The following is a 21,184-nucleotide window of genomic DNA, read 5'->3' on the forward strand; positions in this document are numbered from 1 at the left end:
AAGCAGCGTGCACATCATTATCACGGACGCATGGCTGGCCCGAACCCAGGCCCTGCACCTCAACGGCTGGAAGCTGCTGGCCGCTGCATTCCTCGCCTCGTTGATGCTGATGCTGGGCTCGGTGGCGGCCTACCACTGGATCTTCCTCGAAGGCATCCGGCAGGGGTGGCCCGGTTTCGCTTCGGTGGCCCGTCTGGTGCAGCGCGATCAGGCCGCCTTGCAGGACGCCCACCTGCGCGCCAACATCGACGCCATGGCCCGCCGCCTCGGCGAAATGCAGGCCCGCATGATGCAGATCGACTCGCTCGGGGAGCGGGTGGCGGGCCTGGCCGGTCTGAACCCCGCCGAGGTCCGCAGCACGCCCGGGTCCGGAGGCGTGCTCGTCGGGCCCCGCCCGCTGGACCTGGGCGAACTCGGTCAGGCCATGGACCAGCTGGACCGCTCGGCCACCGAGCGGGTGGACTGGCTCACGGTGATCGAGTCGCGGCTGTTCGACCAGACCATCCAGCGTTCCCTCATCCCGACCGAACTGCCGGTCAAGGACGTGGAGCTCGGTTCGCGCTTCGGCCTGCGCATCGACCCCTTCACCGGCCAGCAGGCCATGCACACCGGTGTGGACTTCCCGGCCGAGGTGGGCACCCCCATCGTGGCGGCTGCCGGCGGCGTGGTGCAGGCGCAGGAATACCACCCCGCCTACGGCAACATGGTCGAGATCGACCATGGCAACAACATCGCCACCCGCTATGCGCATGCATCCCGGGTGCTGGTCAAGAAGGGCGACATCGTCAAGCGCGGCGATCTGATCGCCGAGGTCGGCAACACCGGCCGCTCCACCGGCCCGCACCTGCACTTTGAAGTGCTGGTGTCCGGCGTGCCCCAGAACCCGGCCCGATTCCTGGCTTCCAACCCGACGGTGGCCAACGTCCGCGCGCAGGCCCCGCCCCATCGCCACTGACGGCGCTTCAGGGTCCGGTGGATAGAATGTCAGCTTTGTCCCGTCAGGCTGCGCCACCACCGGAATCCGGGGTGTTTTGACCCTCCCCAGCGCGTCCTAGCCGGACGCATGTCCTTGAATTCCCAGCCTGGTCGGCATGCAAGCAGCATGCGGGCGGGCCCGCATGTATGGCCACCAACTTCCTCACCAAACTCTTCGGCAGCCGAAACGACCGACTGCTCAAGCAGTACCGCAAGACTGTGGAGCGCATCAACGCGCTGGAACCTCAATTTGAAAAGCTCGACGACGGGGCCCTGAAGGCCAAGACCGACGAATTCCGCCAGCGCCTGGCGCAGGGCGAGGCCCTGGATGCGCTGCTGCCGGAAGCCTTTGCCGTGGTGCGCGAGGCGAGCAAGCGCGTCATGAAGATGCGCCACTTCGATGTGCAGCTGATCGGCGGCATGGCCCTGCACCAGGGCAAGGTGGCCGAGATGCGCACCGGCGAAGGCAAGACACTGACCGCCACGCTGCCGGTCTACCTAAACGCCCTGACCGGCAAGGGCGTGCACGTGGTGACGGTGAACGATTACCTGGCCAGCCGCGACGCCCAGTGGATGGGCCGGCTCTACAACTTCCTCGGACTGACCGTCGGCATCAACCTGCCGCAGGCACCGCGCGACGAGAAGCAGGCCGCCTACCGTGCCGACATCACCTACGGCACCAACAACGAATATGGCTTCGACTACCTGCGCGACAACATGGTGTACGAGGTGGCCGACCGGGTGCAGCGCGGCCTGAACTACGCCATCGTCGACGAGGTGGACTCCATCCTGATCGACGAAGCGCGCACCCCGCTGATCATCAGCGGCCAGGCCGAAGACCAGACGCCCATGTACCTGGCCATCAACCGTCTGGTGCCCCAGCTGGTGCGCCAGGAAGGCGAGGCCGACGTGCGCACCGGCGAGGGCGTGATCAAGCCCGGCGACTTCACCGTCGACGAGAAGGCGCACACCATCCACATGACCGAGCAGGGCCATGAAAAGGCCGAGCAGCTGCTGTCGGCGGCCGGTCTGCTGGCCGAAGGTGCGTCGCTGTACGACCCGGCCAACATCTCGCTGCTGCACCACCTCGTCACCTCGCTGCGGGCGCACCACCTCTACCACCGCGACCAGCACTATGTGAACCAGAACGGCGAGATCGTCATCGTCGACGAGTTCACCGGTCGCCTCATGTCGGGTCGTCGCTGGAGCGATGGTCTGCACCAGGCGGTGGAAGCCAAGGAAGGTGTGGCCATCCAGCCCGAGAACCAGACGCTGGCCTCCATCACCTTCCAGAACTACTTCCGTCTGTACGGCAAGCTCGCCGGCATGACCGGCACGGCCGACACCGAGGCCTACGAGTTCCAGGAAATCTATGGCCTGGAGACGGTGGTGATCCCGCCCAACCGTCCCAGCAAGCGCGAGGACCAGCTCGACCGGGTCTACAAGACCACGCCGGAGAAGTACGCCGCCGCCATCGAGGACATCCGGGAATGCCACGAGCGCGGCCAGCCGGTGCTGGTGGGCACTTCGTCGATCGAAAACTCGGAAATCATCTCTCAGCTGCTGCAGAAGGCCGGCCTGCCCCACGAGGTGCTCAACGCCAAGCAGCATGCCCGCGAGGCCGACATCATCATCCAGGCCGGACGGCCCGGCGCCATCACGATCGCCACCAACATGGCGGGCCGTGGAACCGACATCGTGCTGGGCGGCAATCTGGAGAAGATGCTGGCCAGCATCGAGAACGATGACTCGCTGGACGAGGCCACCCGCGCGGCCCGCATGCAGCAGATGCGCGAGCAGTGGCAGGCCGACCACGAGAAGGTCAAGGCCCTGGGCGGTCTTCGCATCATCGCCACCGAGCGCCACGAGTCGCGCCGCATCGACAACCAGCTGCGCGGCCGTTCGGGCCGGCAGGGTGATCCGGGTTCCTCGCGCTTCTACCTGAGCCTGGACGATTCCCTGATGCGCATCTTCGCCGGGGACCGGGTGCGCGCCATCATGGACCGCCTGAAGATGCCCGAGGGCGAAGCCATCGAGGCCGGCATCGTCACCCGCAGCATCGAGGGTGCGCAGCGCAAGGTCGAGGCCCGCAACTTCGACATCCGCAAGCAGCTGCTCGAGTACGACGATGTGGCCAACGACCAGCGCAAGGTCATCTACCAGCAGCGCAACGACATCCTGGACGCGACCTCGCTGCGGGCCCAGATCGACTCGCTGCGAGAGGGCGCCATCACCGACGTGGTGCACCAGTACGTGCCCGAAGGCAGCGTCGAGGAACAATGGGACCTGCAGGGTCTGGAGAAGACGCTCAAGGAAGAGTGGGCCATCGATGTCCCGGTCACCACCTGGGTGTCCGACGCCGAGGCGATGGACGCCGAAGAGATCGTCACCCGCGTGGTGGCGGCCGCAGCCGAGACCTTCGGGGCCAAGGTGGCGCTCGTGGGCGAGGACAGCTTCACCTCCTTCGAGCGCGTCGTGCTGCTGCAGACCATCGACAGCCAGTGGCGAGACCACCTCTCGGCCCTGGACTACCTGCGCCAGGGCATCCACCTGCGGGGCTACGCCCAGAAGCAGCCCAAGCAGGAGTACAAGCGCGAGGCTTTCCAGCTGTTCGCGCAGCTGCTCGACAGCGTCAAGAACGAGGTCACCCGTGTGCTCATGAACGTGCGGGTGCAGTCGGCCGAACAGATCTCCCAGGCCGCCGAGCAGCTGGAGGAGAAGGCCGAGGCCATCAGCAACGTGACCTACACCGCGCCCACCGAGACCGGTGAGGTCGAGACCACCACCGACCCGGCCACCCAGGTGGCCGCCGTGCCGCGTGTGGGCCGCAACGACCCCTGCCCCTGCGGCAGCGGCAAGAAGTACAAGCACTGCCACGGCAAGCTCGATTGAGCCGGCCCTGAACCACCTCCGGAGGCCCCATGCCCGTTCTCCTGTCTGCCCCGAGCGTTGCCGATCTGCTGCCGGTGCCCGGTGTGCGCATCGGTGTCGCCCAGGCCGGCATCCGCAAGGCCCATCGCAAGGACCTCACCGTCTTCCTGCTGGATGAAGGCTGTGCCGTGGGGGCGGTGTTCACCCGCAACCGATACGCAGCCGCGCCGGTGCAGGTGTGCCGCGAGCATCTGGCGGCGGGGCAGGGCGTGCGGGCGCTGGTCATCAACACCGGCAACGCCAATGCCGGCACCGGCGAGCCGGGTCTGACCCATGCCCGCCAGACCTGCACCGCACTGGCCCGCAGCCTGCAGGTGGCGCACGAGCAGGTGCTGCCGTTCTCGACCGGCGTGATCATGGAGCCGCTGCCCATGGACCGCCTGCTGGCCGGCCTGCCCGCCGCCCTGGCCGACGCGGCCGTCACCCAGGACGACAGCGGCGCCCAGTGGTTGTCGGCGGCCGAGGGCATCATGACCACCGACACCCTGCCCAAGGCCGCCAGCGTGCAGTTCCATCTGGACGGGCACGCCGCTCGGGCCACCGGCATTGCCAAGGGGGCCGGCATGATCCGCCCCAACATGGCCACCATGCTGGGCTTCCTGGCCACCGACGCGGCCGTGGCGCCGGATCTGATGAACGATCTCGCGCGGCGGCTGGCCGATCGCTCCTTCAACCGCGTGACGGTCGATGGCGACACCAGCACCAACGATTCCTTCGTGGTCATGGCCACCGGCCGTGCCGGCAACGCGCCGGTGACCGATCTCGACGGTCCTGCCGGACAGGCCCTGCTGGCTGCGCTCACCCCGCTGGCGCAGCGGCTGGCCCATGCCATCGTGCGCGACGGCGAGGGGGCCACCAAGTTCATCACCGTCACCGTGGAGGGTGGCCGCGACCGGGAGGAATGCCTCAAGGCCGCGTATGCCATCGCCCATTCGCCGCTGGTCAAGACCGCCTTCTTCGCCAGCGACCCCAACCTGGGCCGCATCCTGGCGGCGGTGGGCTATGCCGGCATCGACGACCTGGAGGTCGGCGGCATCGACCTGCATCTGGGCGATGTGCATGTGGTGCGCCAGGGGGGGCGCAACCCGGACTACCGGGAGGAAGACGGCCAGCGTGTGATGAAGGCCGCCGAGATCCTGGTGCGTGTGGGACTGGGTCGTGGCCAGGCCACCGAGACGGTCTGGACCTGCGATTTCAGCCACGACTACGTGACCATCAACGCCGACTACCGCTCCTGAGCCCCTGCCGATGAACGCCTCTTTTGAACGCCTGCTGGAGCGGGCCGAACAGCTCATGGCCCGCATCGAGTCGGTGTTGCCGCAGCCCCTGGGCGAGCCCGACTGGTCGGCATCGGTGGCGTTCCGCTACCGCAAGCGCAGCAGCGGGCATGGCTCCCTGGAGCCGGTGCGGCAGGTGGCCACCATCCGCCTGGAGGACCTGCAGGAGATCGACGGCCAGAAGGACAAGATCCTGCAGAACACCCGGCACTTCGTGCAGGGACTCCCGGCCAACAATGTGCTGCTCACCGGTGCCCGCGGCACCGGCAAGTCCTCGCTGGTGAAGGCCTGTCTCAATGCCCTGTCGGACCAGGGGCTGCGCCTGATCGAGGTGGACAAGGCCGATCTGACCGACCTGCCCGACATCGTCGACGTGGTGGCCCACCGTCCCGAGAAGTTCATCATCTACTGCGACGACCTGAGCTTCGAAGACGGAGAGGCCGGCTACAAGGCCCTCAAGTCCATCCTGGACGGTTCGGTGTCTGCCGCCAGCCCCAATGTGCTGATCTACGCCACCAGCAACCGGCGTCACCTGCTGCCGGAGTACATGAAGGACAACCTCAGCTACACCCATACCGCCGATGGCGAGGTTCACCCGGGTGAAGCGGTCGAGGAAAAGATCTCCCTGTCCGAGCGCTTCGGACTGTGGGTCAGCTTCTATCCGTTCAGCCAGGACGAATACCTGGCCATCGTGGGACAGTGGCTGGCTTCTTTCGGTGTGGCGGCGCCGGCCATCGAGGCGGCACGTCCTCAGGCACTGGTCTGGGCGCTCGAGCGGGGCTCGCGCAGCGGCCGTGTGGCCTACCAGTTCGCCCGCGATTACGCCGGCTCGCACGGCACGCCGGCCTGATGCAGCCGTCCGACGTGCTGGTGGTGGATGGCGACCCCGGCCGTGCGGTCGACCGGCCTGTCGTGGATGTGGCGGTGGGTGTGCTCATCGCCCCGGATGGACGTTTTCTGCTCACCTCCCGCCCACCCGGCAAGGTGTACGCCGGGCACTGGGAATTCCCCGGCGGCAAGCTGGAACCGGGCGAGACGGTGGAGCAGGCGCTGCGTCGGGAGCTGCAGGAAGAGATCGGCGTGACCATCGGTTCCGCCCAGCCCTGGCGCGAGCAGCTGGTGGACTACCCGCACGCCCTGGTGCGGCTGCATTTCTGCAAGGTCTTCGACTGGACGGGTGCCCTCACCATGCGCGAAGGCCAGGACTTCTGCTGGGAACGGCTGCCGGTCCAGTGCAGCCCGGTACTGCCCGGCACGGTGCCGGTGCTGGCCTGGCTGGCCCAGGAACAAGGCGGATCAGTGCTCGCGTGAAGCGGGGCCGTCGGGTCCGTCCGGCTCTCCCGTGCCGGGCAGCGCAAAACGTTCGCTGGCCCAGGCGCCGAAGTCCACCTGACGGCAGCGTTCGCTGCAGAACGGGCGGAACGGATTCGACGGGGCATACAGGCTCTCACCGCCGCACGACGGGCATCGCACCCGCCGCCCTTCGCCCTGACCATCGAAACCGTGAGCCGTCATGCGCAGAGGGCCAGTTCGAAGTTCGCGTCCTCGCCGGCCGGGTGGAGTCGGCCGTCCTCGCCCAGCCGCATCAGGCGGACCGAGAACATCAGGCGGTTGCCACTGATTTCCGGCACCAGGCCGCTGACCGCATCGACGCTCAGCCGCAGCAGCTGGAAGGTCCTGCCCTGGGGCAGGTTCTGCTGGAACTGGCCGCCCGGCGCCACTACCTTCTGTGATCCGCCGGAATCGCGCAGCAGCTTGAGCAGCAGGCCGATGGATTCCGCCAGCGGAGCCAGGGATTGCGCCCAGCCGGACAGATCCGCCTGACGACGGGCCGGTTCATGGTGCTGCCAGTGGTAGTAGGAGGGCAGGTCGAACTCGCAGGTGCCGCCCGGAATGCCGATGCGGCTGCGGATGCCCATGAGCCAGTCGTTCTCGGTGAGGGACTGGCCCGTCTTGCCGGAGAGCTGGCTCAGGCGCCCGAAGCAGTCATCGATCTGACCGATCACCGCGTCCAGTGCCGCTTCCGAAATGGCCGGGTTGCCACGGTAGCCGTTGAACACCTGCTTGTGCCGCTCCAGGTCCTTGAGCACGTCCGACTTCATGTCGGCCCGGGAGGCGACGTCCATCACCTCGAAGATGGTCTGGATCGCGAAGTGATGATCCAGCGGGTGCTGGCGGGGGATCAGCTCGGCCAGCCGCCGGAACAGGTGCTCCAGGCGCAGGTAGGTCCGGATGCGTTCGTTGAAAGGGTATTCGTACAGGATCACGGGTGCGCCGGCGTGTGGGTGATGGATGCCCTACGGGGTTCATCATAGCCCGAACCGATGGGCCAGATCGTCGGCCACGCTGGCCAGGCGGCTCAGGTCATCGACGTCGTTGAACACCACCAGATCGGCCACCGACCGCCGTTGTTCCCGCGAAGCCTGCTGGCGGATCACCGAGGCCGTGGTCTCGGGCGTCCAGCCGCTGCGGGCGAGCACCCGGCGTGTCTGTGTGGCCTCGCTGCAGTCCACCACCAGCACCCGGTCGAGCCGGGCCGGCCACCGGGGCGATTCGGCCAGCAGGGGGATGTCGAACACCACACAGGCCGAGGCACAGGCGGCCAGCTGCCGTGCCATGGCCTCGCCCACCAGAGGGTGGATGATGGACTCCAGCACCTGCCGGGCCGCCGGGTCGGCGAACACGCGGGCACGCACCCGGTCGCGGTCGAGTGCGCCGTCGGGGCCGATCATGTCGGCGCCCATCCGCTCGCGGATGGCCGGTATCGCCGATCCGCCGGCGGCCGTGGTGGCGCGGGACAAGGCATCGGCATCGATCACATCGGCGCCCCGCTCGGCCAGCAGACGGGCCAGCGTGCTCTTGCCGCTGCCGATGCCGCCGGTCAGGCCCAGCCGCAGCATGGCTTCACAAGCCCAGGACGGAGAGGATGGCGCCGGGCCCGAACACCATGGCGGTCAGGCCCGCCAACGCCAGAAACGGGCCGAAGGGCACATAGCCGCCGTCGCGCAACTGGCCGACCAGCTTGATGCCGATGCCCACGACCGCACCGATCACCGACGACATCAGGATGATGGGTACCAGCGCCTGCCACCCGAACCACGCGCCCAGCGCGGCAAACAGCTTGAAGTCTCCGTAACCCATGCCTTCCTTGCCGGTCAGCAGCTTGAAGGCCCAGTACACCAGCCACAGGGACAGATAACCGCCCACCGCCCCCCAGACGGCGTCGCGCAGCGGCACGCCGGTCCAGGCAAGCGCCGAGGCGCACAGACCCGCCCACAGCAGGGGGAGGGTGATGTCGTCGGGCAACAGGGTGGTGTCCCAGTCGATGGCGGCCAGAGCGACGATGGCCGCCGCAAAGCCGCACCACAGCAGGGCCTGCACCGAAGCGCCCCATTGCCAGCCGCACCACGCAAACAACAGGCCGGTGAACAGTTCGACGGCGGGATAGCGGAGGCTGATCGGCGCCTTGCAGGCGCTGCAGCGCCCCCGCAGCACCGCGTAGCTGAGCACCGGGATGTTCTCGAACCAGCGGATGGCGTGGCCGCAGTGCGGGCAGGCCGATCGCGGCACCATCAGGTTGTAGCGCTCCAGCGGCTCGGCCGGCGCCTCTGCCCCTTCCGGTGCATTCAGTTCGGCGCATTCACGCGCCCACTGGCGCTCCATCATCTTCGGCAGGCGATGGATCACCACATTCAGAAAGCTGCCCACCAGCAAGCCCAGCAGCCCCAGCACCACCGGGGCCAGCGTTGCGTCCAGGGGCATCAGACCACCTGGCCCAGCTTGAAGATCGGCAGGTACATCGAGACCACGATGCCGCCGATGATGGTGCCCAGCACCACGATGATGATCGGCTCCATCAGGCTGGAGAGACCGGCCACCATGTCGTCGACTTCGGCCTCATAGAAATCGGCGGCCTTGCCCAGCATGTGGTCGATCGAGCCGGATTCCTCGCCGATGGCACACATCTGCAGCACCATCGAAGGAAAGATGTTGGCGTTGGACATGGCCACCGTCAGGCTGGTGCCGGTGGAAACCTCCTGCTGGATCTTTTCGGTGGCGATCGCGTACACCGAGTTGCCCGACGCACCACCCACGGAATCGAGCGCCTCCACCAGCGGCACGCCGGCAGCGAACATGGTGGAGAGCGTGCGCGTCCAGCGCGCGATGACTGACTTTTCCACCAGCTCGCCGAAGATGGGCATCTTCAGCAGCATCCGGTCCATGAACTGCTGCACCTTCTCGTTGCGGCGCCAAGCCTGGAAGAAGAAGTACAGGCCGCCGCCGATGCCGCCGAAGATGAGCCACCACCACTGCACGAAGAACTCGCTCATGCCGATGACGAACAGGGTGGGAGCGGGCAGGTCGGCCCCGAACGAGGTGAACACCTGCTTGAACGACGGGATCACGAAGATCATGATCACCGCCACCACGACAAACGCCACGATGATCACCGCGGTCGGGTACATCAGGGCCGACTTGATCTTGGACTTGATGGCCTCGGTCTTCTCCATGTACTCGGCCAGCCGGTCGAGCAGCTCTTCAAGGATACCGGCGGCTTCACCCGCCTCGATCAGGTTGCAGTAGAGGTTGTCGAAGTAGAGCGGGTGCTTGCGGAAAGCCGCGCTCAGCGAGGTGCCGGTTTCCACGTCGGCGCGGATCTCGTTGAGCAGCTTGGTGACGCTGGGGTTGGCATTGCCCCGGCCGACGATGTCGAAGGCCTGCAGCAAGGGCACGCCGGCCTTCATCATGGTAGCCAGCTGGCGGGTGAAGATGGCGATGTCCTTCGGCTTGATCCGCTTGCCGGAACTCATCCGGCGCTTCTTCACCTTGCCGGGAATGATGCCCTGCCGCCGCAGCGTGGCCAGCACCTGGTTCTCGCCGACCGCGCGGATTTCCCCGCGCATCGGCCGGCCGTTGCGATCCTTGCCTTCCCATTCGAACACGAAGTCCTTAACGCTCTTGGTTGCCGCGGTAGCCATGGGTGCCTCTCTGCTGATGTCGTCGTGATCGCTGCCGTCGTCACTCGTTGGTCACGCTGAGGACCTCTTCCAGCGAGGTCAGGCCCAGCTTGACCTTGAGCAGTCCGGATTCCCGCAGGCTGCGCACGCCTTCCTTGCTCGCCTGCTGCGCGATGTCCAGCGCACTGCCGCCGCGCAGGATGATGCGCTGTATTTCCTCGCTGATGGGCATCACCTGGTAGATGCCGACCCGACCCTTGTAGCCGTTGTTGCAGGCCGAGCAGCCCACCGGCTTGTAGGGCGTCCAGGTGCCATCGAGTTCCTCGGGCTTGTAGCCGGCTTCCAGCAGCGCCTTGCGAGGCACATCCAGCGGCGCCTTGCAGGTGGCGCACAGCCGCCGTGCAAGACGCTGGGCCGTGATCAGGATGACGCTGGAGGCGATATTGAACGTGGGTATCCCCATGTTCATCATCCGCGTGAGCGTCGTCGGTGCATCGTTGGTGTGCAGGGTCGACAGCACCAGGTGGCCCGTCTGGGCCGCCTTGATCGAGATGTCGGCCGTCTCCAGATCCCGGATCTCGCCCACCATGATCACGTCCGGATCCTGGCGCAGGAAGGCCTTGAGCGCGACTGCAAAGGTCAGGCCTGCCTTCTCGTTCATGTTGACCTGGTTCACGCCCGGCAGGTTGATCTCGGACGGATCTTCGGCCGTCGAGATGTTCACCCCGGGCTTGTTCAGGATGTTCAGGCAGGTGTAGAGCGACACCGTCTTGCCGGAGCCGGTGGGGCCGGTGACCAGCACCATGCCGTAGGGGCGGCTGATGGCGTTGAGCAGCCGCTCCTTTTCTTCCGGCTCGTAGCCCAGGGCATCGATGCCGAGCTTGGCGCTGCTCGGGTCCAGGATACGGATCACGATCTTCTCGCCGAACAGCGTGGGCAGGGTGCTGACCCGGAAGTCGATCACCCGGTCCGGCCCGATCTTGAGCTTCATGCGGCCGTCCTGCGGCACCCGTTTCTCGGAAATGTCCATCCGAGAGATCACCTTGATGCGCGACGCCAGCTTGTCCTTGATGGCCACGGGTGGCGATGCGATCTCGCGCAGTTCGCCGTCGATGCGGAAGCGGACCCGGTACTGGTGTTCGTAGGGTTCGAAGTGCAGATCGGATGCGCGCATGTTGAACGCATCGATGAGCATCTTGTGCAGGAACTTGACCACCGGGGCGTCGTCGACCTCGGTGGCCTTCTCGGCCGTGTCGGTCACGGCGCTCTCGGCTGCCAGGTCGTCGAACTCGACGTCCCCGACGATGTTTTCCATGGCCTCGTTCGCCGATGTGGTGCGAACATCGACCAGCTTGCTGAGCTTGTCGTACTCGGCGATCACCCAGTCCACGCCCATCTGGGTCGCAAACTTGATCTTCTCGGCGGCCTGCTGGTCCGCGGGATCTGCGGTGGCGACGATGAGGCGGTTGTTGCGCTTGCTCAGGACCACGATCCGGTAGTCGGCGCAGATCTTGGGGTCGAGCAGCTCGGTGGGCAGACGGTTGACGTCGATGGCATCCAGGTCGAGCAGGGGGGCCGCGAACGCGGTCGACATGGTGTGCGCGAGGTCGTACGGCGACACGGCGCCCGACCCGGTCAGCTCGGCAATGAAGCTCGTGCGCGAACTCTGGGCCTTGCGGTAGAGGTCTTCCGCAGCTTTCTGTCCCAGCTTTCCTGCGGAAACAAGGGCACGCCCCAGACCCGGCAGCGCCATCGAGGGGGTGTCAGTGGGGAGGGAATCGACCGACGCCATCAGCGTAATCTAACGTAAATCAACGACTTGCCCGAACACTCTGAGGTGATTTGTGGGCAAAAAGACGACGTCGAAGACCAGACGGCATCGCCGATCGGCAAGCGGTCTGCAGCGGCTGCCCGACGGAAGGGACCAGGAGGGAATCTGGTCGGGGTGAGAGGATTCGAACCTCCGGCCTCTACGTCCCGAACGTAGCGCTCTACCAGGCTAAGCTACACCCCGATGTCACCTGACGGCAACGGGTGACACCGCCAGCGGGTGCCACCGTGGATCGTTCAGGAGCGTCGCTCCAGAAGTCCAGCCGCTAATTGTAGCAAAGCTTCAGTGTGGTCATTGGCCGGCAGGCAACGGGCCGCTTGCATGGCCCGTCGAGCCTCCTGGGAAGCGCTGTCCCGGGCCCGCTCCAGGGCGCCGGTGCGGCGGATGATGCCCACGATGTCGTCCAGGCGGTTCGTGTTGCCGGTCTCTATGGCTTCGCGGATCAGCGCCTGATCGGCGTCTGCGGCCATCTGCAAAGCACAGATGATCGGGAGCGTGACCTTGCCCTCGCGCAGGTCGTCACCCAGGTTCTTGCCGAGTTCTGCCGGGTCGCCCTCGTAGTCGAGCACGTCGTCGATGACCTGGAACGCGGTGCCCAGCGCCTGCCCGTAGCGTGCGCAACCTTCCTCGATTTCGGGGGAGGAGCCCGCCAGGATGGGGGCGAGTCGGGCACTGGCCTCGAACAGTTTGGCCGTCTTGGAGCGGATGACGCGCAGATAGGTCTCTTCGTCGATCGTCGCGTCGTGCATGTTCATGAGCTGCAGCACCTCGCCTTCCGCGATGACGTTAGTGGCCTCCGACAACACCTGCATCACCCGCATGTTGTCGACATCCACCATCATCTGGAAGGCGCGCGAGTACAGGAAGTCACCCACCAGCACGCTGGCGGCGTTCCCGAACTCGTGGTTGGCGGTCGATCGGCCACGTCGCAGGGTGGATTCATCGACCACGTCGTCATGCAGCAGGGTCGCTGTGTGGATGAACTCGACCACGGCCGCCAGCGTGTGGCGATGCGGGTGCTGGCTGCCCAATGCGCCGCTCACCAGCAGCAGCAGTGCCGGACGCAGGCGCTTGCCACCGGCAGAGATGATGTATTGCGCGACTTCCTTGACCAGCGGGACGTCGGAGGTGAGGCGCTCCGAGATCACGCGGTCGACCCGCTCCATGTCGTGCTGGATCAGCGCCAGCGGGGAGGCGGTGGATGCGTTCGGTGAGGTCAAGATGGTGGCCAGGGTCGTTGGGGAGAGGCTTGCCGCAGGCGGCTGCAAACTCCTCGAAATTATAGAAACCGGGGGGCGTGGCGCCCGGCCGCCCGGCCTTGTCTTGTCACCCGTGCAGGGTCAGGGTAGAATCGCGGGTTCGGCGGAATTGGGTCTGCCGAGCGTTCCTGTGGTGTTCACCGTGCGACGTGCTGGCAACGGCCAGGATGCTGCCCCAGATCACCCGGGCTCATTTCAAGAGGTTCATATGTACGCGGTCATAAAAACCGGTGGCAAGCAGTATCGCGTTGCTGCCGGCGAAAAAATTAAAGTAGAACAGATTGCTGCGGAAGTGGGCCAAGAGATCGTGTTCGACCAGGTTCTGGCAGTCGGCAACGGCAGCGAGATCAAAGTGGGCACTCCCTTGGTTTCCGGCGCAACGGTCACGGTCAAAGTGGTGTCGCACGGTCGTCACGACAAGGTTCGCATCTTCAAGATGCGCCGTCGCAAGCACTACCAGAAGCGTCAAGGCCACCGTCAGAATTTCACCGAGCTCGAAATCGCATCGATCTCGGCCTAAGGAGAGAGCAACATGGCACAGAAAAAAGGCGGCGGCTCCACGCGAAACGGGCGCGATTCCAAGCCCAAGATGCTCGGTGTGAAGGCCTTCGGCGGTGAACTCGTTTCCGCCGGTTCGATCATCGTGCGCCAGCGCGGTACCAAGTTCCACCCCGGCACCAATGTCGGCGTGGGCAAGGACCACACCCTCTTTGCTACCGTCGACGGCCACGTCCAGTTCGCCACCAAAGGCGCGCTGAACCGCCACACGGTGAGCATCACGCCGGTTTAATCCGCCGGTGTTCCCCCGAAAGGCCCGCGCGTGCGGGCTTTTTTGTTGGGGTGCCGGTTTCCTGACAGGGATCTGCCATGAAGTTTGTGGACGAAGCCACGATCGATGTTGCTGCGGGGGATGGCGGCAACGGCTGCGCGTCGTTCCGGCACGAGAAGTACAAGGAGTTCGGCGGGCCTGACGGCGGCGACGGCGGGCGCGGCGGGCATGTCTACGCCCTGGCCGATGCCAGTCTGAACACGCTGGTCGACTTCCGGTACACCCGCCGCTTCGAGGCGCAGCGGGGGGAACATGGCAAGGGTTCCGACATGTTCGGCGTCAAGGGCGACGACATCATCCTCAAGATGCCGGTGGGCACCATCGTGGCCGACGACGAGACCGGCGAGGTGCTGCACGAACTGCTCAAGCCCGGCGAGCTGGTCATGCTGGCCAAGGGCGGGGACGGCGGATTCGGCAACATGCACTACAAGAGCTCGACCAACCGGGCGCCGCGGCAGAAGACCCCGGGCTGGCCGGGCGAGCGGCGCACACTGCGGCTCGAGCTCAAGGTCCTGGCCGACGTGGGGCTGCTGGGCATGCCGAACGCCGGCAAGTCCACCCTGATTGCCGCCATTTCCAATGCCCGGCCCAAGATTGCCGATTACCCGTTCACCACGCTGTACCCCAACCTGGGGGTGGTGCGGGTGGGTCCGGAGAAGAGCTTCGTGGTGGCCGACGTTCCCGGGCTGATCGAGGGGGCATCCGAGGGTGCAGGTCTGGGACACCAGTTCCTGCGTCACCTGCAGCGCACCCGCCTGTTGCTGCATCTGGTGGATGCGGCGCCCTTCGACGAGTCGGTCGATCCGGTGGCGCAGGCCAAGGCCATCGTGGGCGAGCTCAAGAAGTTCGACCCCGCGCTGCACGCCAAGCCGAGGTGGCTGGTGCTCAACAAGCTGGACATGGTGCCGGTGGAAGAGCGCGAGTCGCGCATCAAGGACATCGTTCGGCGCCTGCGGTACAAGGGGCCGGTGTTCGAAATCTCGGCGCTGACCCGTGAGGGCACCGAGCGTCTGGTGCAGAAGGTCTACGAGCACATTGCACAGGTCCACCAGGCGGCGCAGCCGGTGGCCGTCGATCCGCGTTTTCAGACGGGCGCCGAGAGCGCCTGATCCAGTCTCATGAACGAACCCGTCCTTGAACAGAATGCAGCGGTGCTGCGCCATGCACGCCGCATCGTGGTGAAGGTCGGCTCCAGCCTGGTGACCAATGAAGGGCGGGGGCTGGACGAAGAGGCCATCCGGCAGTGGAGCCGTCAGCTGGCGGCGCTGGTGCAGGAGGGGCGGGAGCTGATCATGGTCAGCAGCGGCGCCGTGGCCGAAGGCATGAAGCGCCTGGGCTGGACCAGTCGCCCGAAGGAGATCAACGAACTGCAGGCGGCGGCGGCGGTGGGCCAGATGGGCCTGGTGCAGATGTACGAGACCCAGCTGCGGGCTTGTGGCGTGGGCAGCGCGCAGGTGCTGCTCACCCATGCCGACCTGGCCGACCGCGAGCGGTACCTCAATGCCCGCTCCACGCTGCTCACCCTGCTGCAGCTGCAGGTGGTGCCGGTGATCAACGAGAACGACACGGTGGTCAACGACGAGATCAAGTTCGGCGACAACGACACCCTGGGTGCCCTGGTGGCCAATCTGGTGGAGGCCGATGCGCTGGTCATCCTGACCGACCAGAAGGGGCTGTACACCGCCGACCCGCGCAAGGATCCGGCCGCCGAGTTCGTGCATCTGGCGCGGGCGGGTGATCCGGCCCTGGAGACGATGGCCGGTGGTGCCGGCAGCGGCATCGGCAAGGGCGGCATGATCACCAAGATCCTGGCGGCCAAGCGGGCTGCGGGTTCCGGGGCATCCACCGTGATCGCCTGGGGGCGTGAGCCGGATGTCCTGCTGCGTCTGGCCGCCGGCGAGTCCATCGGTACCTGCCTGGTCGCCCAGACCGCCAAGCACCAGGCACGCAAGCGCTGGATGTCCGATCACCTGCAACTGCGGGGGGCGGTGGTGGTGGACGACGGCGCCGTCGACAAGATCGTGGGCGAGGGCAAGAGCCTGCTGCCCATCGGCATGACCGGTGTGGAGGGTGATTTCTCCCGGGGCGACGTCATCGCGGTGCGTGACCTGCGAGGCACCGAGGTGGCCCGGGGTCTGGCCAACTATGCAAGTACCGAGGCACGCCTGCTGTGCCGCAAGGCATCGGCCGATTTCGAGCGCCTGCTCGGCTACGCTGCCGAGCCGGAGATGATCCACCGCGACAACCTGGTGCTGTCCCGGGGCTGACCTCCACCCCGGTCTGGCCGGTCAGCGCAGGTCAGGCTTGCCGCGCTCGAGCTCGTTGAGCATGCGGGCCGGCGGATTGTTGGGCGTGGGGCCGTCGCACAGACCGGCACGTGCCATGAACATCTGCCGCCGGGTGGCCCCCCGGAAGCTCAGGGGCTGCCAGCTCTGTTCGCTGCTGCCGGTGCCAGACTGGCGCCAGCCCGATGCCGGGTCCCAGCGCGCATAGATGCGGGTCTCGGCCGTCTGGCAGCGCACGCCCTCGTACAACACATTGAGCGCACCGCTGGCGCTGCGCGCCACGAACACGTAGCGGATCACGCCGTCGCTGCCCACCTGCAGCGTGGTCGGCTCGATGCCGAACTCCATGGTCGTGGTCTGCTCGAGGCGGAAGGTCCGGACCTTGTCGAGGCTGAAGCTGGCCGGGGGCGTCCACTGCGCCTCTTCCCAGGGCTTTTCTTCCTCGTCGTTGCGGGACGTCGGCATGGTGCTGGCTGCGCCGGCGGCACCGGCCAGCACGGCCGACGCCACGCCTGCCAGCAGCGGGCGCACGAAACGGTGAAGGGGGAGGGTCATGGGGTCGGTCCCGGCACGCACTGGCCGGACGTTTGAGGGTCGGGGTCGAAGCTGGCGCCCGGGGGCAGTTCCAGCCCGGCCGGCGGCTGCAACACCGTGCTCGGGGCTCCGTGGTCTTCCTGGACGCGGCGGTTGCCGCGCAGGAACCGGTTGCGCTGGTCATTGCGAGGCAGGTAGCGGGCGAGTTCGGTGAGGGCCATCTCGTACACCCCCCGCTTGAACTCCACCACCACATCCAGCGGAACCCAGTAGTCGTTCCAGCGCCAGGCATCGAACTCGGGATGATCGGTGGCGCGCAGGTTCAGGTTCCAGTCCTGTGCCACCAGGCGCAGCAGGTACCAGATCTGTTTCTGGCCTTTGTAGTGACCGCGTGCATCCCTGCGGATGAAGCGGTCTGGCACTTCATAGCGCAACCAGTCCCGTGTGCGGGCAACGATGGCCACGTGTTCGGGCTTGAGCCCGACCTCCTCGTGCAGTTCCCGGTACATCGCCTGCTCGGGGGTTTCGCCCCGATCGATGCCCCCTTGGGGGAACTGCCAGGAGTGGGAGCGGATGCGCTTGCCCCAGAACACCTGGTTCTTCTGGTTGAGCAGAATGATGCCGACATTGGGCCTGAAGCCTTCTCTGTCAAGCATAATCAACCCCGAATTTTGAACTGCGGCCATTATGCATCGGTGATGCATGCGCGCGTAGGGTACTGCCCCCCGTAGGTGCATGAACGGCGGCTGGTGGCGCCCGGTGCGGCCGCCTCCCCTCCTCATTCCCGCCGATCTGCAACGTTACGTGCCCCTCAGGGCACCGCGCCGCCATGAAAGCCTCCCTGTTCCTGATCTCCACCCTCAAAGAAGCACCGGCCGACGCCGAGGTGGCCAGCCATCGCCTGATGACCCGCGCCGGCATGATCAAGAAGCTCGGTGCCGGCATCTACAACTACATGCCGATGGGCCTGCGCGTCATCCAGAAGGTCGAGCGCATCGTGCGTGAGGAGATGAACCGGGCCGGGGCGGTGGAGCTCACCATGCCGGTGGTGCAGCCGGCCGAGCTGTGGCAGGAGACCGGCCGCTTCGACAAGATGGGCCCGGAGCTGCTGCGCATCAAGGACCGTCACGACCGCGACTTCGTCATCCAGCCCACCAGCGAAGAAGTCATCACCGACATCGCCCGGCAGGAGCTGCGGAGCTACAAGCAGCTGCCCAAGAACCTGTACCAGATCCAGACCAAGTTCCGCGATGAGCGTCGCCCGCGTTTCGGGCTGATGCGCGGGCGCGAGTTCATCATGAAGGACGCCTACAGCTTCGACCGCGACGAAGCCGGCGCCAAGGCCAGCTACCAGGTGATGGCCGCTGCCTACCGCCGCATCTTCGACCGCTTCGGTCTGAAATACCGGGCGGTGGCGGCCGACAGCGGCGCCATCGGCGGTGATCTGAGCGAGGAATTCCAGGTGATCGCGGCCACCGGCGAGGACGCCATCGTGTACTGCCCGCAGAGCGACTACGCCGCCAACATCGAAAAGGCCGAGGCCCTGCCTCCGGCGGGTCCGCGTCCCGCGCCGGCCAATCCGCTGACCCGCACCCCCACCCCTGGCAAGAGCACCTGCGCCGACGTGGCCGAGCTGCTGGGCGTGCCGCTGGCCACCACGGTGAAGTCGCTGGTGCTGGCCACCGACACCCTGGACGAGCAGGGCGAGGTGGTGTCCTCCCAGGTGTGGCTGCTGCTGCTGCGCGGCGACCACGACATGAACGAGGTCAAGGTCGGCAAGGTGCCGGGCCTGGACAAGGGTTTCCGCTTTGCCACCATCCCCGAGATCGAAGCCCACTTCGGCTGCCGCCCGGGCTTCCTGGGCCCCATCGGCCTGAAGCAGCCGGTGCAACTGGTGGTGGACCGCGAGGTGGCGGTGCTGGCCGACTGGATCTGCGGCGGCAACGAGGTGGATGTCCACCTCACCGGTGTGAACTGGGGGCGTGATCTGCCGGAGCCCACCCGGGTGGCCGACATCCGCAACGTGGTCGAGGGTGACCCGTCGCCCGACGGCAAGGGCATGCTGGCCATCGAGCGCGGCATCGAGGTGGGCCATGTGTTCTACCTCGGCACCAAATACAGCCGCGCCATGAATGCCACCTTCCTCGGTGAGGACGGCAAGCCGGCGCCCTTCGAGATGGGCTGCTACGGCATCGGCATCACCCGCCTGCCGGCCGCCGCCATCGAGCAGAACCACGACGAGCGCGGCATCATCTGGCCCGATGCGATTGCACCCTTCACCGTGGTGGTGTGTCCCATCGGCATGGACCGCAGCCCCGAGGTGAAGGCCGCCGCCGAGTCGCTGTACGCCGAACTGCTGGCGGCTGGCGTGGACGTGATCCTCGACGATCGGGGCGAGCGTCCCGGTGCCATGTTTGCCGACTGGGAACTCATCGGCGTCCCGCACCGCGTGACCATCGGCGACCGGGGCATCAAGGCCGGGCAGGTGGAGTACCAGCACCGCCGCGACACCGCCGCCACGCAGGTGCCGGTGACCGAGATCGCCGCCCTGCTCAGGAGCAAGATCAGCGCATGAAGCCGGAGGGCTGGACGCGGCGGGACGGCCTGCTGGCGCTGGCCGCCTGCGGATTGCCAGGGTGGTCGGCACCGGCGCGGGCCGGCGGTCAGATCGAGGAGCCTCTGGCCGATTCGGTGCGCGGCGCACTCAGTGCCGCGATTGCCAACACGGCTCCGCCGATCCCGGAGTTCACCGACACCGAAAGGCGACTTGCCTACCTGCGCTGGCTGGGTGCCACCAGCGACCGTCTCAAGCGACGCAAGCCCGATTTCCAGACCCGCATCGAGTTCCTGCAGACGGTGTGGTACGAGACCAAGCGCGCCGGCCTGGACACCACCCTGGTCATGGGCCTGATCCAGGTGGAGAGCGGCTTCCGCAAGTTCGCCATCTCCAGTGTGGGCGCCCGGGGCTACATGCAGATCATGCCGTTCTGGGCGCGGCTCATCGGTGACGGCAACGTGCCTGCGCTGTTCAACATGCAGACCAACCTGCGCTTCGGCTGCGTGATCCTGCGCCACTACCTCGACCGGGAGCGCGGTGACACCTTCATGGCGCTGGGCCGCTACAACGGCAGTCGGGGCAAGCCGCAGTACCCGAACGCGGTCTATGCGGCCCGCCGCCAGTGGGCGCACCCCGACGCCTGAAGCCCGGTCGGTCCTATTGCAGGAAGCCCATGCGGCCCTTGCCGTTGCCCGGGCGCGGCAGGTCGTCGGCCTCGATGCGGTAGCGGCCGTCCAGCCGGGCATTGCCGAACGCCGTGACCAGCGCCCGGCGCATCTCGCGCGGGGCCAGCGCGGCCAGGGCATCGAGCACATCGCTGGCGGGTTCGGGGTCGAAGCGCAGGCCCCAGTCGTGTTCGCTCAGGATGCCGCGGTACAGGTGTTCGGCGATGCGCCGGGCGGCCTCGTGCGAGGGCGGCGCGATCTCGTACACGTTCATGCGGTTGAGGATGGGCTCCGGGATGCTGCGCTCGTCGTTGGCCGTGGTCACCCAGATCACCTGGCTGGCGTCGATCGGCACCTCGGCGAACTCGTCGATGAAGTGCTGCGCGGTGTCGTGTTCCAGCAGGCTGTAGAGCGCGCCCAGCGGGTCGTACTGCGCGTCGGCGCTGGCCTTGTCGATCTCGTCGACCACGATCACCGGGTTGGCGTACTCGCCGTCCACCAGCGCCTCGAACACCTTGCCCGGCTTGGCGCCCTTCCATTGCGACGACGAGCCCGACAGCAGCCAGCCCGCCGTCATGCTGCTCATGGGCACCAGGGTCATGCCGGTGCCCAGCAGTTCGGCGATCTGGCGGGCGAAGTGGGTCTTGCCCACACCGGGTGGCCCGAGCAGCAGCATGGGCGTGACCTCCAGCGTGTCCTGGCTGTCCTGCGCCAGGGCGACATGGCGCTTCACGTCGTCGAGCACCTCCCCGAAGTTGGGCAGCTGGTCGTAGAGCGGGGCCATGTCCGGCACGCCGGCGGGCTTGACCGCAAAGCGCTCCGGGCCGCGTTCCAGCATGCGCTGCCAGGTGTTCTTGAGCGCCTCGTACTCGCGCTCGTTGCCGCTGGCCAGCAGCTTGGACAGGCGCCGCTCGACCTGCGCCGACTCGAACACGCGGCGCATGCGTGCGATCGGAAGACCCCGGGGGGTCGAAGTCACCAGGCTGCGCGAGCTGCTCATGGGGATCTCCTTGTGGTCGATGTCCTGCGTTTCATTCAAGCACAAGGCATGCCTGCACTCAACGCCGGAAAAACCGGAGAAAA

General features: G+C 66.7%; 21 protein-coding genes and 1 tRNA gene. 11 read left to right on the top strand and 11 right to left on the bottom strand.

The window, feature by feature from the left end; translation table 11 throughout:
• The first annotated feature begins 7 nt into the window (after positions 1–7).
• The 5 genes from CAP38_RS14125 (at position 8) to CAP38_RS14145 (ending at position 6,494) form a co-directional block, all read left to right on the top strand.
• Positions 8–955, top strand: a complete 948-nt coding sequence (locus CAP38_RS14125; protein ID WP_179188560.1) for a M23 family metallopeptidase — start codon at positions 8–10, stop codon at positions 953–955.
• Between the two features lie 167 nt (positions 956–1,122).
• A complete protein-coding gene (gene secA, locus CAP38_RS14130; protein WP_086122071.1) occupies positions 1,123–3,867 on the top strand; it encodes a preprotein translocase subunit SecA in 2,745 nt (914 codons plus the stop codon).
• Between the two features lie 29 nt (positions 3,868–3,896).
• On the top strand, positions 3,897–5,144 hold the full coding sequence (gene argJ, locus CAP38_RS14135; protein ID WP_086122072.1) for a bifunctional glutamate N-acetyltransferase/amino-acid acetyltransferase ArgJ: 1,248 nt from the start codon (positions 3,897–3,899) through the stop codon (positions 5,142–5,144).
• A 10-nt stretch (positions 5,145–5,154) separates the two neighbouring features.
• Positions 5,155–6,033, top strand: coding sequence for an ATP-binding protein (locus CAP38_RS14140; protein ID WP_086122073.1), 879 nt, complete (start codon positions 5,155–5,157; stop codon positions 6,031–6,033).
• Positions 6,033–6,494: an NUDIX domain-containing protein gene (locus CAP38_RS14145; protein WP_086122074.1), complete on the top strand. Its 462-nt coding sequence runs from the start codon at positions 6,033–6,035 to the stop codon at positions 6,492–6,494. Before CAP38_RS14140 ends, CAP38_RS14145 begins: the two co-directional genes overlap by 1 nt.
• Here the strand turns inward: CAP38_RS14145 and CAP38_RS14150 are convergent.
• From CAP38_RS14150 to CAP38_RS14185, 8 genes are all read right to left on the bottom strand, one after another.
• Positions 6,480–6,698, bottom strand: coding sequence for a DNA gyrase inhibitor YacG (locus tag CAP38_RS14150; RefSeq protein WP_086122075.1), 219 nt, complete (start codon positions 6,696–6,698; stop codon positions 6,480–6,482). The genes CAP38_RS14145 and CAP38_RS14150 overlap by 15 nt on opposite strands.
• Positions 6,695–7,450, bottom strand: a complete 756-nt coding sequence (zapD, locus tag CAP38_RS14155; protein WP_086122076.1) for a cell division protein ZapD — start codon at positions 7,448–7,450, stop codon at positions 6,695–6,697. Before zapD ends, CAP38_RS14150 begins: the two co-directional genes overlap by 4 nt.
• A gap of 42 nt (positions 7,451–7,492) precedes the next feature.
• Positions 7,493–8,083: a dephospho-CoA kinase gene (coaE, locus tag CAP38_RS14160; RefSeq protein WP_086122077.1), complete on the bottom strand. Its 591-nt coding sequence runs from the start codon at positions 8,081–8,083 to the stop codon at positions 7,493–7,495.
• Positions 8,084–8,087: 4 nt separating this feature from the next.
• Positions 8,088–8,945, bottom strand: coding sequence for an A24 family peptidase (locus CAP38_RS14165; RefSeq protein ID WP_086122078.1), 858 nt, complete (start codon positions 8,943–8,945; stop codon positions 8,088–8,090).
• Positions 8,945–10,162 carry a type II secretion system F family protein gene (locus tag CAP38_RS14170; RefSeq protein ID WP_086122079.1) on the bottom strand — a complete coding sequence of 406 codons (1,218 nt, stop codon included), beginning with the start codon at positions 10,160–10,162 and terminating at the stop codon, positions 8,945–8,947. Before CAP38_RS14170 ends, CAP38_RS14165 begins: the two co-directional genes overlap by 1 nt.
• A 40-nt stretch (positions 10,163–10,202) precedes the next feature.
• On the bottom strand, positions 10,203–11,933 hold the full coding sequence (pilB, locus tag CAP38_RS14175; protein ID WP_086122080.1) for a type IV-A pilus assembly ATPase PilB: 1,731 nt from the start codon (positions 11,931–11,933) through the stop codon (positions 10,203–10,205).
• 145 nt (positions 11,934–12,078) lie between these two features.
• A tRNA-Pro gene (locus CAP38_RS14180) sits at positions 12,079–12,155 on the bottom strand.
• 53 nt (positions 12,156–12,208) lie between these two features.
• Positions 12,209–13,192 (bottom strand): polyprenyl synthetase family protein, encoded by a 984-nt coding sequence (locus CAP38_RS14185; RefSeq protein ID WP_256924465.1) that lies wholly within the window; start codon positions 13,190–13,192, stop codon positions 12,209–12,211.
• Positions 13,193–13,439: 247 nt separating this feature from the next.
• Between CAP38_RS14185 and rplU the strand changes: the two genes are divergently transcribed.
• The 4 genes from rplU to proB all read left to right on the top strand — a co-directional run bounded on the left by rplU (position 13,440) and on the right by proB (position 16,327).
• Positions 13,440–13,751 (top strand): 50S ribosomal protein L21, encoded by a 312-nt coding sequence (gene rplU, locus CAP38_RS14190; protein WP_086122082.1) that lies wholly within the window; start codon positions 13,440–13,442, stop codon positions 13,749–13,751.
• Between the two features lie 12 nt (positions 13,752–13,763).
• Entirely contained in the window at positions 13,764–14,021 is a 258-nt protein-coding gene (gene rpmA, locus CAP38_RS14195) for a 50S ribosomal protein L27 (RefSeq protein WP_086122083.1), read from the top strand.
• A 77-nt stretch (positions 14,022–14,098) separates the two neighbouring features.
• Positions 14,099–15,169 (top strand): Obg family GTPase CgtA, encoded by a 1,071-nt coding sequence (gene cgtA / locus CAP38_RS14200; RefSeq protein ID WP_086122084.1) that lies wholly within the window; start codon positions 14,099–14,101, stop codon positions 15,167–15,169.
• Between the two features lie 9 nt (positions 15,170–15,178).
• Positions 15,179–16,327, top strand: coding sequence for a glutamate 5-kinase (gene proB / locus CAP38_RS14205; protein ID WP_086122085.1), 1,149 nt, complete (start codon positions 15,179–15,181; stop codon positions 16,325–16,327).
• Between the two features lie 21 nt (positions 16,328–16,348).
• Here proB and CAP38_RS14210 read toward each other — a convergent pair whose 3' ends face one another.
• A complete protein-coding gene (locus CAP38_RS14210) occupies positions 16,349–16,900 on the bottom strand; it encodes a CNP1-like family protein (RefSeq protein WP_086122165.1) in 552 nt (183 codons plus the stop codon).
• The gene (locus CAP38_RS14215) at positions 16,897–17,535 is read right to left on the bottom strand and encodes an RNA pyrophosphohydrolase (RefSeq protein ID WP_086122086.1); all 639 of its coding nucleotides are present in this window, start codon (positions 17,533–17,535) and stop codon (positions 16,897–16,899) included. Before CAP38_RS14215 ends, CAP38_RS14210 begins: the two co-directional genes overlap by 4 nt.
• A gap of 173 nt (positions 17,536–17,708) precedes the next feature.
• On the opposite strand from CAP38_RS14215, the gene CAP38_RS14220 reads away from it, so the two are divergent.
• Positions 17,709–19,454, top strand: a complete 1,746-nt coding sequence (locus CAP38_RS14220) for a proline--tRNA ligase (protein WP_086122087.1) — start codon at positions 17,709–17,711, stop codon at positions 19,452–19,454.
• Complete coding sequence (locus tag CAP38_RS14225; RefSeq protein ID WP_086122088.1) at positions 19,451–20,080, top strand: lytic transglycosylase domain-containing protein; 630 nt, start codon at positions 19,451–19,453, stop codon at positions 20,078–20,080. Before CAP38_RS14220 ends, CAP38_RS14225 begins: the two co-directional genes overlap by 4 nt.
• A gap of 13 nt (positions 20,081–20,093) precedes the next feature.
• Here the strand turns inward: CAP38_RS14225 and CAP38_RS14230 are convergent, their stop codons facing one another.
• A complete protein-coding gene (locus tag CAP38_RS14230) occupies positions 20,094–21,101 on the bottom strand; it encodes an AAA family ATPase (RefSeq protein ID WP_086122166.1) in 1,008 nt (335 codons plus the stop codon).
• Between the last annotated feature and the right edge of the window lie 83 nt (positions 21,102–21,184).

Source organism: Hydrogenophaga sp. IBVHS2 (assembly GCF_002127215.1).
Classification (GTDB): domain Bacteria; phylum Pseudomonadota; class Gammaproteobacteria; order Burkholderiales; family Burkholderiaceae_C; genus Hydrogenophaga.

Coding starts and splice junctions, on each gene's coding strand:
- secA (WP_086122071.1), top strand. CDS start 1,123: ATGGCCACCAACTTCCTCACCAAACTCTTCGGCAGCCGAAACGACCGA.
- argJ (WP_086122072.1), top strand. CDS start 3,897: ATGCCCGTTCTCCTGTCTGCCCCGAGCGTTGCCGATCTGCTGCCGGTG.
- CAP38_RS14140 (WP_086122073.1), top strand. CDS start 5,155: ATGAACGCCTCTTTTGAACGCCTGCTGGAGCGGGCCGAACAGCTCATG.
- CAP38_RS14145 (WP_086122074.1), top strand. CDS start 6,033: ATGCAGCCGTCCGACGTGCTGGTGGTGGATGGCGACCCCGGCCGTGCG.
- CAP38_RS14150 (WP_086122075.1), bottom strand. CDS start 6,698: ATGACGGCTCACGGTTTCGATGGTCAGGGCGAAGGGCGGCGGGTGCGA.
- coaE (WP_086122077.1), bottom strand. CDS start 8,083: ATGCTGCGGCTGGGCCTGACCGGCGGCATCGGCAGCGGCAAGAGCACG.
- CAP38_RS14165 (WP_086122078.1), bottom strand. CDS start 8,945: ATGCCCCTGGACGCAACGCTGGCCCCGGTGGTGCTGGGGCTGCTGGGC.
- CAP38_RS14170 (WP_086122079.1), bottom strand. CDS start 10,162: ATGGCTACCGCGGCAACCAAGAGCGTTAAGGACTTCGTGTTCGAATGG.
- pilB (WP_086122080.1), bottom strand. CDS start 11,933: ATGGCGTCGGTCGATTCCCTCCCCACTGACACCCCCTCGATGGCGCTG.
- rplU (WP_086122082.1), top strand. CDS start 13,440: ATGTACGCGGTCATAAAAACCGGTGGCAAGCAGTATCGCGTTGCTGCC.
- rpmA (WP_086122083.1), top strand. CDS start 13,764: ATGGCACAGAAAAAAGGCGGCGGCTCCACGCGAAACGGGCGCGATTCC.
- cgtA (WP_086122084.1), top strand. CDS start 14,099: ATGAAGTTTGTGGACGAAGCCACGATCGATGTTGCTGCGGGGGATGGC.
- proB (WP_086122085.1), top strand. CDS start 15,179: ATGAACGAACCCGTCCTTGAACAGAATGCAGCGGTGCTGCGCCATGCA.
- CAP38_RS14210 (WP_086122165.1), bottom strand. CDS start 16,900: ATGACCCTCCCCCTTCACCGTTTCGTGCGCCCGCTGCTGGCAGGCGTG.
- CAP38_RS14215 (WP_086122086.1), bottom strand. CDS start 17,535: ATGCTTGACAGAGAAGGCTTCAGGCCCAATGTCGGCATCATTCTGCTC.
- CAP38_RS14220 (WP_086122087.1), top strand. CDS start 17,709: ATGAAAGCCTCCCTGTTCCTGATCTCCACCCTCAAAGAAGCACCGGCC.
- CAP38_RS14225 (WP_086122088.1), top strand. CDS start 19,451: ATGAAGCCGGAGGGCTGGACGCGGCGGGACGGCCTGCTGGCGCTGGCC.
- CAP38_RS14230 (WP_086122166.1), bottom strand. CDS start 21,101: ATGAGCAGCTCGCGCAGCCTGGTGACTTCGACCCCCCGGGGTCTTCCG.